This window comes from Tenacibaculum sp. AWR4_210, from assembly GCF_056160945.1.
In genome coordinates this window covers 14,290-27,696 of sequence record NZ_JBSWYF010000008.1, presented here as the reverse complement: position 1 = coordinate 27,696, position 13,407 = coordinate 14,290, and the positions used below count along the sequence as shown (strand labels likewise).

Here is a 13,407-nt window from a genome sequence, read left to right as displayed (position 1 = left end):
ATACTCTTATTGATTCACTACTTTATGTAGGCTATTTAATATTCCTTTAGCAGGGAAGGGTAAGGAAAGTATAGGTTCGGCTGCAATGGTAAATAATAAGAACTCATTATCATCAGCAGCTACTCTATTTACCCTAATGGTTTTACATTGCTTACATCGGTGTACTATAGCCCACTCCTTATCCTTCTTTACATAAATACTGATAGGTTCCATAAGCCCCCTGCAACTCGATCTTCTATCTCCAGGAATTACGTCTAAATGTAAACTTTGCAAGCAATAAGGACAATGATTTCGGTGCTGCCCGCCAACAACTAGTGGACTGACCCCCTTACCACAAGCTTCACAAATGAAAGACTCCATAGGATTATCTCTTAAAATTTTACGTCTCGTCATTCTTACTGTTTTTTACAACCTCTTGGTATTTCTTTATGATATACTCTTTTACTTTAGCTAGTGGATATGAGTTACGTGAACATAAATAACTCATTGCAATCCCATCTAATTCTGCTATAAATAAATAAGTCATCGACTCCTCATCTTCTACGTTAAGCCCCTTAAAAATTGTTTGGGTCTCTTGTAAAATTATTTCAGAACGCTTTTCTATTAAATCGGCTAGGAGTCCTCTTGTTGTGGGTTGAGTCATAACATTTAAATCAAACTGGAAAGCCAATTTATTCACTACTAACTGATCAAAAAAGGATTCTAAAACATGAATCAATCGTTCTGCTGGCTCTAATTGCTCCGATTTCTCCGTGTTCATTTTTTTTATGAGCGCCGTTGATTGGCTGTATATTTCTCTTAACAGGCCATCTTTAGACTTAAAGTGATGTGCTACTAGTCCCTTTGAAACCTCCGCTTTTTCCGTAATTGCGGCAATAGAAGTATTCTCATATCCTCGTTCTGAAAACAACTCCGTAGCCGTTTCTATTATTATTGCTTTTTTATCCATCATATTCTTTAAACTGACCGAACGTTCAGTCAGTGCAAATATATAGATATTTTCTTTGCACACAACTTAAAAACCTAAAAATAAACTACTCATTAACAAACACATACCTTCTTACCCCTCAATCATTCTGAAATTGAATGGCTAAATAACAACAAAAAAAAGCTTAGCAGACGCTAAGCTTTTGTAATGACTATCGATAAAAATGATTGCCTCGATAGGTGGTTTTTTGATTATTAAAGATTCCTGTAGACAGGGTTAAAAACGAAATATTTAATTCTTCTTCGCTTACATCATTCAAACGAAAATCCGTGTTTAACATACTGTCAGAAAAACGAAGTTTTAAAATACCTTCTTCTAATGACCAGTTCAAATCGAAAGATTCAGACCTAACTGTATACGTACCTGAAGTATCTTCATTAAACTTAAAGGTAATTCCTTTGCGTAGCTTATTAATAATAGCCTCTACTTCGGCCTCAGTATAATTCCCTGGATTTTCATTAAGCTCCGTTATTTCAAAACGATTAAAGGTCCATAGTTTAGCAGTTAATAAGGCTTTCTCATCTTTAGGAGGAGTATCATTATTGTCGATACAAGACACCAACAGAAAACTCAGTAACACCCCGAATAGTAATTTTTTTAACATATTTATTAAGTTTTTAGATTTACTGCTCCAAACCACCATCCTATTCTTGTTGAAACTTTAGACAAGCTCAACAACATATACGATTTGTAGATTGTTTAGGCATAGCAATTTAGAAGCATCGCAAGATAGTATTATTTTTTTATAATCACTTCTGAAACCTTTTGACTTGAATTTGAACACAAATCGAATCCGTTTCATTTACAAATTAAGATCTTTTACGAAAAATACCACAACTCATGACGGTGATCAGTGTCAATGCCTCAATAATTTGTAAAACACCTTACCCAATGGTGCTTTTTGCTCAGCTGCTCCCACATCTCCATTGGAACTATTCGTTCTAGGATAGGTTTTGTACAAGTATATCGTTTTTTCATCGATTTTCTTAAACACAAACACAGCACAATGAGGATTGTCATCTTTGAATTCTTCAGCTATCAATACAACTTCGTCAATGATCTCTGGACCACAATAGATATCTGTTGAATAGTATATGCTTTTGTTTTTTAACTTCGAATATCCTTCCATACGCCCATCAGGGTGAATTGTAAATTTTGGACAAATTGTAGTATCCGTACTGTCTTTGAGCGTAAAATCACCCGTTAGTAAACTTTTTCTCATATAATAATACAAGGGATTCGGGAACTGATATTCCTTTTCAAATTTCTCAGCAATTCGAACGTACGAAATTCGCTCTACAGCAACATCGCTATTTCCTCCTCGCTGCAATACAACAGCGTTCTCTTTAAGTATTAATTTGGTTGGAGACCAACGACCAAAATAAGGCCCCTGGTAAACATTAAACGCATTATTTTTATCTTGCTCTTTTAATTGGATACTAAAAAAACCTTGTTCATACAACGTATCCTTTCCTTGAATTACGTACTGTGACACTTCAGCTCGTAACAAGTGATCGTGTAGCATGGCCAGCCCCACCGATAATTTACCATTCGTTACTTCTGACATATTAATCCGCAAACCTACGGGCTCCGTGGGAGCAAAAGCCTTTTTGGAGGCCAGCGCATTTTTTGTTTTCTCAAAAGACTCGTAATACGGTTTAGCAATCCAAATCCCCTGATAATCCTCTATGCGTTCTTTTTGTTGTGCAAATATTATACTGGACATTAAAAAAGCCAGTACTATCTGAATCTTCATTATTACAGTTGAGCAATTTCTCATAGGTGTAGTTCAAGCGGGTACTCTCCTAACAATAATCTTTGTGCTGAGTATCCTTATTGTTTTTTTAAATAATCATAGGTCAACTTTGCTATGCTAGCAATTATTTTCTCATTGGTGGTATCACTTTCTTTTGAGTTACTCACAAAAACGCTGATATAGGCATAAGAAGATGCTGAAAAAAACAATACGCCAATGTCATTTACAGCACCGGTAATGCCTGCGGCATTTTTTCCTGAATGTCCCGTTTTATGAGCAAGTACCACCTGTTTCGGAAGCATTCCGCGGAGGCTAGTCTTCCCTGTTTCGGTCGCTTTCATAGTCCGCCATAAAAAGCTATGACTCTCTTTACTCAGTAGGTGTTTTTTATTTTCAAAAAAGAGGGCTAACAATCGATTGGCTGCACTGGCGGTTGTCCAATTTTCAAACTGCCGCTGCCAGTTGGCTTGCATATCCTTTTCTGTATGCAGTATCGCTACCTCCTTAATTCCGAGTTGATGTATATAGGTTTGTACCGCCTTCGGACCACCCACAAGCTCAAAAAGTATATCGCACGCTAGATTATCACTCTGCGCAACTGCATAGCTCAGAACTTCCGCTAAGGTCAGTGTAGTCCCTTGGAGATACTTCCTACATAGCGGACTGTACAAATGGCGGTAGTCTTTGACTTTGGCTTCTGATATGTTGATGCGTTTCTGTAAACTCAGTACACCTAAATCTACTTGATGTAATACTGCCAAGGCCAGGTGAAACTTGTATACACTCTGCAAAGGAACCCGAAGCTTGCTATGAATCATCAACGTATCCTTGGAGGGTAGTATCTGAATCGCTACCCCCACCGTAGCCGATTTATTGTGAAGCACCTGAACTATTTGCTCTCTCAGCTCTTCCATAGTTTGCCCATAAGAGCTTCCTCCCATAAGCAAACTCAACCAACACCAAAAAAAATATTGTTTACGCATCTGTTATGCTCTTTTTAACATTCATTATAAACCCTTTACGTATAACACCTCAACTTCCACAAGTATTCCCTTTCACATAGCTCAACTACTTATTGCTACTGCAAGTCAGTCTGCTTCCAAAACCCTTTCGTTGCGGGTTGAATATCAGCAGGAATATAGGTTTTAATCATCGCTATCGCCTCTTTAGCAGTTCCTTTTCCTAACACATTCATTTCAGTATCGGCCACTACGTACTGGACATCCACCTGAGTGGTTGTCCCTACTTGACGTTCCTGCGTTTCAATATCGAAAAAATTCACCGCTGGGGTTACCGTAGGGAGTTTTTGAGAATCGTAAGGATACCCCGTACAGCGACTCAACAACAACGTGTACAAGCTCATATACGGAAACAAGGTCTGCAACACTTCATCATCTGCAGCGAGTGCTATCAACGCTCCTAAGGGTTCGTTCTGTTCACTTTGCAATAAGCGATTCCAGGAAAATTCAATTTCTTTATTTTCGTCAAAGGCTTCTGCAATTGCGGTAGGGTTAATTCCTTGAAACTTATTCGAAAAAACCGTACTCGTAACATCGCATGTCAACCAATCTGTGATGGCATTCACCATATCCAGCCAATGAGAACTCCTGCCTTCAGCTAACAGTATTCCCTGATTCCAAAAGTCAACTATAAATAGTTTTTCATCTCTTGCTAAACCGATTCCTACCTGCTTATCGGCCTAAACCACACAAGCTCTCTCCGTGCCGTACTCTTCGATTTGGAATGCGTTGACCACTTCTAAATCAGGTATTCTGTTGAGCAGTTCTTTTCGAAATGCCTATGAACATTCTCCAATACGAGCTATTTCTGGGTATAATGTAGCAAACTTTTCATTCATATGAATAACTGTGATTACTATTGGTATTAAAAAAACGTAGTTTCGATAACCCCAGACACCTACACTAGGGTTTAACTACAAAAATACTATTGCCTGCGTACTCCGTTTGATCTCCATCAATTACAGTAGCGCTTTTCTCGTGATACAACACTAGCTGGTCCGATTCTATAGCACGGATGGTAAAGGTTGTATTAAAACTGGGGCGTGCTCCAAAATCTAATTTTAATTGATTATTTACCAATTCCCATTTAATACTATAGCCGTAATAGCCATCAAAAAAATCGGCAGTATAATCTTTAGAAAAATTATAGCTAACCTTGTTTTTATACTGCGAAATTATCTGATCTTGAATTTTACTATCACTGTGATTTCCGGGGTTACTCGTTACTTTTAGTAGTTGATAGCTATCAAAAACCCATCGCTTTGATGTTAACAGTTCGAAACTCCTCAATTCATCATCTGAAGAACAGTTAATAAATGAACAAATGACGAGTAAAAACAGGAAATATTTTTTCATGAATAGCAAATTTTATTAGACTTCAAAGATGAGAAAACTCTGCTGAAAATAAAATTATTACTTCCCTTCTTTTGAAGGTATATTTTCCTCCTTCTTCCCCGCCTAAGCTAGCGCTCCAAAAGCGAGGACTGACAAACATGGTACAGTCAATTAAGAAGCGTCAAACGATATGTAATCTAAATTTGATTATCCAGCCAGGGTGCTGACCAATGTAAACCAAAAATCTTAACAAATTTTTCGAAGTCCGATTTACTGTTGGCTCCGTAACGTAGCTCTAAATACGAATTCCCCATAAAGTTGTTTTGAAAACCTACTAATAACAAATCGTTTTCTACTGACTGACATCCTAGCATTTGAAAGGGATGTCGAGAAGCTAAATTTTTCATTGGTGCTATTTCACACTCATAAACCACTCTTAGTGTCCCAGCAGTGATGGCAGCATCAAGAGCTTCTTTGGTACAATATCCTTGTGCAAAATAAGGCTGATTAAAACAGCTTGTCACTAAAACCTCATTCGACAAAAAGTCAGCAACAGTGAAAGGGACTCTCTTCCATTCCTCATCAAACGGCCGGTACCATAGGTCCTGTTCTCCTTTCAACTGTATGGCCCAAGTATCTCCCGTTTGTATGTTAAAATAAAACTCTAAATCACCGCGTTCATTTACGCTAAGATCACTAAACACATCACTAAACAATACTGAGTTGATTCCTAAAGTTGCATAAAAATCAACAACTACTTTCGGGAACTCAATTCCTAAGGTCCTGCCAAGTGTTCTAAATTCCGACGCTACCCTCTCCTTACTCAAGGCTGGCACCTTGTTTATAGTACAAACTAACGCTAATAATTCTTCTGTTGTTCTATTCATAACATCACTATGCCTTATCATCACCCAAGCTGCAACAACGATTAGAAAATTTTGATAATTCCAATGCTGAACACCGGAAAGAGTTCCTAAACGTTGCTCCTTTAAAACGGACTAATTACCAAGCTAATTCACTTAGCACTAGTATCGCTTCTCTATTCCCCTTCTTTATTTAGTTTACTCATAAAAACTAACCTTCTCTCTTTCGCTTCTGCTGTTTATAAGATTGCAGTAACAATCAAATGCGAATCTAAGAATTTTCTTATCCTATAAGTAGGAGTTCGCTATTATAATTTCCAATGTCCTGAACTTACCTCAACGACCTTTCCCCCAATTTTTATCTCGTATTCATCCTCCGTTCGTGTCCCTTCCAAATAGATATGCGACTTCCTGTTCAACTGAAACCCCTGTTCCACCACAGCCGAAATTTGTAAAGCTTCGTATTTGAGGAGATAGGCTAAAAAGCAACCGTTAGCACTTCCTGTTGCCGCGTCTTCAACAAGTACTTCATGTTCTACACAAAACATTCTGGTATTGTAACTAGTTCCTTGCTCAAAGGTTTGGTCAGTTGCAAAGAATAAGGAAGTTGTCAGCCCTGTACTACTATTGGTTTTATACTTTTTATGCTGCTTTAAAAACGCAATCACCTTTTGAGCATTGAGCTGCAATGCATTCATTTTCAATAGATTTACAATGGGTATCACGATATAGGGCAACCCTGTCGTTATCTCTTCTACAGGCTGCTGCATATCCAAATAATCTATTGGAATCCCTAATCCTTCAGCAACTTCCTCGTGCGTAAAGGTATTTATAAACTCAGGCGCTGCTTGTTGCATGACAAACAAACTATTGGTAATCGTGTTATCTGTCGATGTTAACTCAATTGGGATTTCGCCGTGTTTTACACGTAAAGTCATACGCGAACCAACCGTTGGTACCAGATACTTCGCAATAACAAATGCTGTCCCTAATGACGGATGTCCGGCAAAAGGCACCTCGTATTCTGGGGTAAAAATTCGAATGTCAAACACTTTGTTATCACGATTCTTTTTAATAAAAGTTATTTCGGGAAAGTTCAACTCTTTCGCTATTTGTAGCATTTCTGTGTCCGAAACTCGATTTTCATAATCTACAAATACGGCCAGTTGGTTCCCTCCGTATTTTTGTGAGGTAAAGACATCTACTAAATAATAGGCTATTTCCATTGTATGCTAGCTAAAAAACTGCCTTATTTCAAACATATACAGCAGTTCGATTAAAATTTTATGCTCTAAAAGTACGTTATTTTAGCAATAAATTATTGCTTCTGAACCCGACCTTTAAAAGAGCCTCATCTCCATTTGAATAATATAGTGCTTACACTTGTACTATCACTACCTTCTCACAACTTCTAATATCCGCTACCAGAACGAGTAGACAAATTTGTAAAGAAAGCCCTCTACTAGGCAATCAACATCAATAAATTATTTTTTAACGCTTATCCCCTACAAATATCAGGGTTTTCCCTAGGTAGCAAATAGTAAAACTGAGTATTGCTCCCCTGACATGAACAATGTATTTTTACCAAAGTCAAGGAGACGTCCTTAGACTTTCTTTTTCATAGCAATTTTCCCGTTCTTAGGAACGGGTTTTTTATTTTCGATTTCGAAATTAAGCGTAAAAAAGTTACTCTAAACTCAGTCTTTATCGGTTTTAAGTAGGTTCAAAAAGAATAAAGTCCTAATTAAAATAATGAACTCATCTACTTTGAAATAAGAGATTCGTTTTACTAAAAAAACGACTACCCTCTATTTAAGGAATTCTCAAAAGGTATGCGGTTCAAGATACTGCGTCCAAGGGTTACCTCATCTGCGAATTCCAACTCGTCCCCTACTGAAATTCCTCGAGCAATCGTCGATGTGATAATCTCATAGGGAGCTACCTGTTTGTAAATATAGAAATTGGTAGTATCACCTTCCATGGTTGAACTCAACGCAAAAATCAATTCTTTGACCTCGCCATTCTTGACTTTTTCTACCAGAGATTCTATCTGTAAGTTCTGAGGCCCAATTCCTTCCATAGGAGAAATTTTACCCCCCAATACGTGATAAACACCTCTAAACTGTGCTGTATTTTCGATAGCCATTACATCTCGAATATCTTCGACTACACAAATAACTTCTGCATTTCTGTTAGGATTCGCACAGATATCACAAAGCACCGTATCGGAAATATTGTGGCATTTACGACAGGTTTTCACTTCGTTTCTCAAAACGCTTAAGGCTTCGGTTAAATACTTCGTATGCTCTTGGGGTTGCTTTAACAAATGTAACACCAACCGCAATGCCGTGCGTTTCCCTATCCCCGGCAACCTACTCACTTCATTCACCGCGTTTTCTAAAAGTTTTGAAGAAAAATCCATGCTGCAAAATTACAACTTTACACCGTAATTAGGGCTATACTTTTTGGGGTTTCCGGATTATTTTTTTCAGCAAACTTTGACGATTTTGACTACCTTTGGTATTCGAAAAATTAAAACGAACAGATTCACAATGAATTCAGAAATACGCAACCTAGAACCTCAGGCAGTATGGAAACACTTTGCCGATTTAAATGCCGTTCCACGTCCTTCAAAAAAAGAAGAACGCGTGATTCAATTTATGGTCGACTTTGGGAAGTCACTCAACCTACCTACCCAAGTAGATAAGGTAGGAAACGTTATCATCCGCAAACCGGCTACTGCAGGTATGGAAGACCGTAAAATTGTAGTGATGCAAAGTCACCTCGACATGGTTCATCAAAAAAATGCCGATACGGAATTTGATTTTGACGCCGAAGGAATTAAAATGTTCATCGATGGAGATTGGGTAAAAGCTGACGGAACTACCTTAGGTGCCGACAACGGCCTAGGAGTTGCTGCCATTATGGGAGTACTCGCGTCTACTGATATTCCGCACCCTGCTATTGAAGCCTTGTTTACCATTGATGAAGAAACTGGAATGACGGGAGCTATGGGACTTGAAGGTGGATTGTTAGAAGGAGATATTTTATTAAACCTCGACACCGAAGAAGATGATGAAATCGGTATGGGATGTGCAGGAGGTGTTGATGTAACCGCAACGAGAACCTATCAAGAAGAGGAGACTCCAGATAACACGACGGCTTTTGAAATCGCTATCACAGGACTCAACGGAGGACATTCGGGAATGGATATTCATAAAGGACTTGGGAATGCCAACAAAATTATGAATCGTTTATTGTTTGATGGATTTACCAATTACGGACTTCGCATTTCAGAAATCAACGGAGGAAGTTTGCGCAATGCCATTCCTCGTGAGAGTTTTGCTACTGTAGTTATCGACACCGTTTCAAAAGAGCCATTTTTATTTGAATTAAACGAACAAATTAACGCTATCAAAGCGGAGTTTGTTAGTTTAGAACCAGAACTCAATATTGACCTCAAAGAAGTAAGTACTCCTGAAAAGGTCATGGAATTAGGAGTTCAAGAAGGACTTATCAAGGCTGTTTATACGGCACTTAATGGTGTATACAGAATGAGTCCGGATATCGAAGGGCTTGTTGAAACTTCAAACAACATCGCTCGTATCATCGTAAAGGAAGGCGCTATCAAAATTGGCTGTCTTACGCGTTCTTCGTCAGAAACCAATAAATGGGACTTAGCGAATTCGTTACGCTCAGCTTTTGAGCTCGCTGGTTTTGACGTGGAATTTTCAGGATCTTACCCTGGATGGCTACCGAATATCAATAGTGAAATATTAAAAATTGTCACTGACTTATACGAAGAATTACACGAAGAAAAACCACATGTTGCTGCTTGTCATGCTGGGTTGGAGTGTGGAATCTTAGGGCAAAACTATCCGAATATGGACATGGTTTCATTCGGACCTAATATTCGTGGAGCACATTCACCAGACGAACGCGCACAGATTTCGTCAACACAAAAATTCTGGAAGTTTTTATTGGAGATCCTAAAAAATACTCCAAAAAAATAAATATACAGCCCGGAGAACACACTCCGGGCTTTCTTTTCTATTCAATTTTGTAAACGCAAAGTAGTATTCATTTCTTGATTTTTTTAGTTACATTTACGAAATGAATTTTCTTGCTCACCTTTACCTTTCTGCTGACAATACTGAAATTATGATTGGAAATTTCATTGCCGATCACATTAAAGGTTCTAAATTCACACAGTACACTCCAGATATTCAGCGCGGCATACGGTTACATCGAGCTATCGACTCCTTTACGGACACTCACGATATTGTAAGGCAGAGCAAACGCCGATTAGACAAGCGCTACGGTCATTACAGCGGGGTTATTATCGACATCTTTTACGATCACTTTTTAGCCATTAATTGGCGTCAATACTCGGAGATTCCCTTGGAAACCTACGTACAATCTGTATACCGTTTATTAAACCAACACCTTGATATATTGCCAGTGAAAACACAGGAGATGCTCCCGTACATGATTAAATACAACTGGTTATACAACTATCAATTTGCGAAAGGCATCCAAGAAGTCCTCAATGGAATGAACCGCAGAACTCAGGGAAAATCAAAGATGAATTTGGCTTCTCAAGACCTCCTAGAACACTACGATGACTTTAATAAAGATTTCAAATTATTTTTCGAGCACCTACGAGAACACAGTATAAAAACACTTGAGGAACTTCGTTAACACGACAGTAAAACCGTCATTTTTTACTTAACTCTTACCGTCCATTACATGCAATATGTTCAAGCTATAACCTATTGCTAAGTTAGCTCTCACAAATTCATCGCTTATGAGAACTATCATTACTACTTTCTATACACTCCTCTTAATGTGTTACGCCATTCATGCTCAAACGATCAAAGGAACGGTAAAAGACGCTACTGGAGTCCCAGTTATCAATGCCTCGGTACTTCAAAAAGGAACCAGCATAGGTACGGCTACCGATTTTGATGGTTTATTTGTTTTGGAGGTAAAAAAACTGCCAACCGTCTTACAGATTTCCGCTGTCGGATTCAAGACCCAAGAGATCACTGTAACCAATAGCACCCCAATTCAAGTTACTTTAAAAGAAGGAATTTTATTAGATCAGGTAATCATTACAGGAAACCGTTCTAAACCGCGTACAGTATTGGATTCACCAGTACCTATCGACAATATTCAAGCCGGAGAACTCGTCAATACTGGGAAAACGACTTTTGATAGAATGTTGGTATTCAAAGTCCCCTCCTTTAACGCGCAAAACCAAGCCATTTCAGATGCCACTGCTCATTACGACCCCGCTGATTTAAGAGGGTTAGGCCCCAGTAGAACGCTGGTCTTAATCAATGGGAAGAGAAAAAACCAAAGTGCACAAGTATACCTAAACCGAACTCCAGGAAAAGGAGAAGTCGGAGTTGACTTAAAGAGTATTCCAACAGCAGCGATTGAACGAATTGAGGTATTGCGAGACGGAGCTTCTGCGCAATACGGTTCGGATGCCATTGCAGGAGTCCTAAATATTATCTTAAAGAAGAAAACTAAATATACCGAATTGAACGCCACTTCGGGAATCACTTCAAAGAATGATGGTTTTAACTTTTCATCCGACTTGAACACTTCCATTCCTCTGAGTGAAAACGGCTATGCCAATATTTCACTGGGGTATTTTAAACAGCAAATTACAAACAGAGCCGGGATTGTCAATGCGGACTCAGAAGGTGCTAAAAGACCCTATGAAAAAGAGTGGCTCAGCAAACACCCCAGTGCAAATATGACTGTCGGACAACCCGAGATGCAAAAAAAAGATTTCTATGTCAATCTCGAACAAGACTTAGCAGACGAAACAACATTTTACGGTTTTGGAGGCTATACAACACGTGCCGGTAAAAGTTTTGCTTACTACAGAGCTCCCTATTGGCGAAGAGATGTTGCAGACGCTTTATTTATAAGACCTCGTGTTGAAGATTACATAGGGTATCAACCTACATTTGAAGTGGCCATTGAAGACTTTTCTAGTACTTTTGGGTTAAAAACCCACTTCTTGGATGACAAATGGTTAGCAGACTTAAGCTTCGGTTACGGCTCCAATGAAGTGCGTTATTTCGTCAACAACTCCGTCAATCGCGATTACCTTAAAGACCACGGATACTCCCCCAGGAGTTTCGCTCCCGGAGGATACAGTTTTAACAATCTCATTACCAATATAGATTTTTCAGGTCCTCTCAGTCCAAAAGTAAGTGCTGCCGTTGGTTTGGAATTCAAAAAAGAACGATTTAAAGGCTTTGAAGGAGATGCACTTTCCTATTACAAAGGAGGTTCCGACTCCTTTGCTGGACTGCGCCCTGAAGAAGCGGGGAAATGGTCGCGTCACAATACAGGACTTTACGGACAGCTAGATTATGACCTTTCCGACGAATTCATGATGGGACTCGCGGGTAGGTATGAAAATTTCTCAGATACAGGCTCTAATTTTTCTTGGAAATTCAATACCCGTTATAAAATAGCAAAGTCTGGAGCCATTAGAGCATCCTATAGCACCGGATTTCGAGCTCCCTCACTGCATCAACGCCACATTACGCTAAGTCAGTACATTATCGTAAAAGATGCTGCTCCCACACTGCAAGGAACTCTGGCCAACGATAATCCTATCGTAAAATCACTGGGGGTCCCGAGCTTAAAGCACGAACTTTCTAAAAACCTGTCGACTGGAATAACCTATAAATTTAATCCAAAATTTTCAGCTTCTGTTGATTTTTACCAAATCAGAATAAAAAATAGAATTTTATTTTCGTCACAGATATCTTTTGACGACGATAACACCACTACCAATGAAATAGAACAAATTCTGCTAGACAACAATGTGAAAGGTGTTCAGTTCTTTATCAATGCGGGAAACACCAAAACTACTGGTACAGACATCGTATTAAACTACGATAAAATTCCTCTGGGCACAGGAAAACTATCCGCAAATCTCGCTATGAACTTTAACAAGACTCAGATGACATCTATCGATTCTCCTGCCATATTTAAGAATAATGGCTACACTATTTACGACCGAAGAGAGCAAGGGTTGATTCTGCATTCAAGACCTAAATCTAAGTTCATTCTCAGTCTGAAATACGACCTTCAACGTTGGACCTTTACCCTAAACAATACGCGTTTTGGTGAAGTTACCATCATGTCTAATAGAGATCATCAAAATCCAAAATTCGACCAAACTTTGAGCGCTAAAATTGCAACAGACATGGGCTTGAGTTGTCAACTGAATAAAAACTTCAAAATTCACGGAGTCATCAACAACATTTTCAACGTCTATCCTGATCGTACCAATGTCAATACAGGAACTACCGGAAATGGTCGTTTTGCCTATGCAAATTCCGTGCAACAACTCGGTCAATTAGGAACGAATTTCTCCGTTGGATTGAATCTTAAATTCTGATCTGATTGAGA

At 38.7% G+C, this 13,407-nt stretch carries 13 protein-coding genes; 3 read left to right on the top strand and 10 right to left on the bottom strand.

The features are described from left to right. Window positions 1-6: 6 nt before the first annotated feature. The 10 genes from ACXAG7_RS14915 to recR form a co-directional block, all read right to left on the bottom strand. Window positions 7-393 carry an RNHCP domain-containing protein gene (locus tag ACXAG7_RS14915; RefSeq protein WP_476667307.1) on the bottom strand — a complete coding sequence of 129 codons (387 nt, stop codon included), beginning with the start codon at window positions 391-393 and terminating at the stop codon, window positions 7-9. Further along, a complete protein-coding gene (locus ACXAG7_RS14910) occupies window positions 380-952 on the bottom strand; it encodes a TetR/AcrR family transcriptional regulator (protein WP_476667306.1) in 573 nt (190 codons plus the stop codon). The genes ACXAG7_RS14915 and ACXAG7_RS14910 overlap by 14 nt, the downstream gene beginning before the upstream one ends. Before the next feature lie 187 nt (window positions 953-1,139). Continuing rightward, window positions 1,140-1,592 carry a hypothetical protein gene (locus ACXAG7_RS14905; RefSeq protein WP_408044422.1) on the bottom strand — a complete coding sequence of 151 codons (453 nt, stop codon included), beginning with the start codon at window positions 1,590-1,592 and terminating at the stop codon, window positions 1,140-1,142. Window positions 1,593-1,844: 252 nt separating this feature from the next. Beyond that, window positions 1,845-2,744, bottom strand: coding sequence for a hypothetical protein (locus tag ACXAG7_RS14900; RefSeq protein WP_476667305.1), 900 nt, complete (start codon window positions 2,742-2,744; stop codon window positions 1,845-1,847). A gap of 77 nt (window positions 2,745-2,821) precedes the next feature. After that, on the bottom strand, window positions 2,822-3,727 hold the full coding sequence (gene bla / locus ACXAG7_RS14895) for a class A beta-lactamase (RefSeq protein WP_476667304.1): 906 nt from the start codon (window positions 3,725-3,727) through the stop codon (window positions 2,822-2,824). Window positions 3,728-3,822: 95 nt separating this feature from the next. After that, entirely contained in the window at window positions 3,823-4,332 is a 510-nt protein-coding gene (locus ACXAG7_RS14890; protein WP_476667303.1) for a DUF6193 family natural product biosynthesis protein, read from the bottom strand. A 334-nt stretch (window positions 4,333-4,666) separates the two neighbouring features. Beyond that, on the bottom strand, window positions 4,667-5,119 hold the full coding sequence (locus ACXAG7_RS14885) for a hypothetical protein (protein ID WP_476667302.1): 453 nt from the start codon (window positions 5,117-5,119) through the stop codon (window positions 4,667-4,669). Window positions 5,120-5,295: 176 nt separating this feature from the next. Further along, window positions 5,296-5,985: a hypothetical protein gene (locus ACXAG7_RS14880; protein WP_476667301.1), complete on the bottom strand. Its 690-nt coding sequence runs from the start codon at window positions 5,983-5,985 to the stop codon at window positions 5,296-5,298. Window positions 5,986-6,269: 284 nt separating this feature from the next. Further along, the gene (locus ACXAG7_RS14875; protein ID WP_476667300.1) at window positions 6,270-7,187 is read right to left on the bottom strand and encodes a PhzF family phenazine biosynthesis protein; all 918 of its coding nucleotides are present in this window, start codon (window positions 7,185-7,187) and stop codon (window positions 6,270-6,272) included. 575 nt (window positions 7,188-7,762) lie between these two features. Further along, the gene (gene recR / locus ACXAG7_RS14870) at window positions 7,763-8,383 is read right to left on the bottom strand and encodes a recombination mediator RecR (protein ID WP_408044429.1); all 621 of its coding nucleotides are present in this window, start codon (window positions 8,381-8,383) and stop codon (window positions 7,763-7,765) included. Window positions 8,384-8,513: 130 nt separating this feature from the next. Between recR and ACXAG7_RS14865 the strand changes: the two genes are divergently transcribed. The 3 genes from ACXAG7_RS14865 to ACXAG7_RS14855 all read left to right on the top strand — a co-directional run bounded on the left by ACXAG7_RS14865 (window position 8,514) and on the right by ACXAG7_RS14855 (window position 13,396). Next, window positions 8,514-9,974, top strand: a complete 1,461-nt coding sequence (locus ACXAG7_RS14865; protein WP_408044430.1) for an aminoacyl-histidine dipeptidase — start codon at window positions 8,514-8,516, stop codon at window positions 9,972-9,974. A 100-nt stretch (window positions 9,975-10,074) separates the two neighbouring features. Continuing rightward, complete coding sequence (locus ACXAG7_RS14860; RefSeq protein ID WP_456243505.1) at window positions 10,075-10,662, top strand: acyl carrier protein phosphodiesterase; 588 nt, start codon at window positions 10,075-10,077, stop codon at window positions 10,660-10,662. Window positions 10,663-10,768: 106 nt separating this feature from the next. Continuing rightward, on the top strand, window positions 10,769-13,396 hold the full coding sequence (locus tag ACXAG7_RS14855; protein ID WP_476667299.1) for a TonB-dependent receptor: 2,628 nt from the start codon (window positions 10,769-10,771) through the stop codon (window positions 13,394-13,396). Window positions 13,397-13,407: the final 11 nt, after the last annotated feature.

Bases quoted from the DNA above. Each gene is read 5' to 3' on its own strand.
- ACXAG7_RS14855 (WP_476667299.1), top strand. From the start codon at position 10,769: ATGAGAACTATCATTACTACTTTCTATACACTCCTCTTAATGTGTTAC.
- ACXAG7_RS14890 (WP_476667303.1), bottom strand. From the start codon at position 4,332: ATGGTGAATGCCATCACAGATTGGTTGACATGCGATGTTACGAGTACG.
- ACXAG7_RS14915 (WP_476667307.1), bottom strand. From the start codon at position 393: ATGACGAGACGTAAAATTTTAAGAGATAATCCTATGGAGTCTTTCATT.
- ACXAG7_RS14910 (WP_476667306.1), bottom strand. From the start codon at position 952: ATGATGGATAAAAAAGCAATAATAATAGAAACGGCTACGGAGTTGTTT.
- recR (WP_408044429.1), bottom strand. From the start codon at position 8,383: ATGGATTTTTCTTCAAAACTTTTAGAAAACGCGGTGAATGAAGTGAGT.
- ACXAG7_RS14875 (WP_476667300.1), bottom strand. From the start codon at position 7,187: ATGGAAATAGCCTATTATTTAGTAGATGTCTTTACCTCACAAAAATAC.
- ACXAG7_RS14900 (WP_476667305.1), bottom strand. From the start codon at position 2,744: ATGAAGATTCAGATAGTACTGGCTTTTTTAATGTCCAGTATAATATTT.
- ACXAG7_RS14865 (WP_408044430.1), top strand. From the start codon at position 8,514: ATGAATTCAGAAATACGCAACCTAGAACCTCAGGCAGTATGGAAACAC.
- ACXAG7_RS14905 (WP_408044422.1), bottom strand. From the start codon at position 1,592: ATGTTAAAAAAATTACTATTCGGGGTGTTACTGAGTTTTCTGTTGGTG.
- ACXAG7_RS14880 (WP_476667301.1), bottom strand. From the start codon at position 5,985: ATGAATAGAACAACAGAAGAATTATTAGCGTTAGTTTGTACTATAAAC.
- bla (WP_476667304.1), bottom strand. From the start codon at position 3,727: ATGCGTAAACAATATTTTTTTTGGTGTTGGTTGAGTTTGCTTATGGGA.
- ACXAG7_RS14885 (WP_476667302.1), bottom strand. From the start codon at position 5,119: ATGAAAAAATATTTCCTGTTTTTACTCGTCATTTGTTCATTTATTAAC.
- ACXAG7_RS14860 (WP_456243505.1), top strand. From the start codon at position 10,075: ATGAATTTTCTTGCTCACCTTTACCTTTCTGCTGACAATACTGAAATT.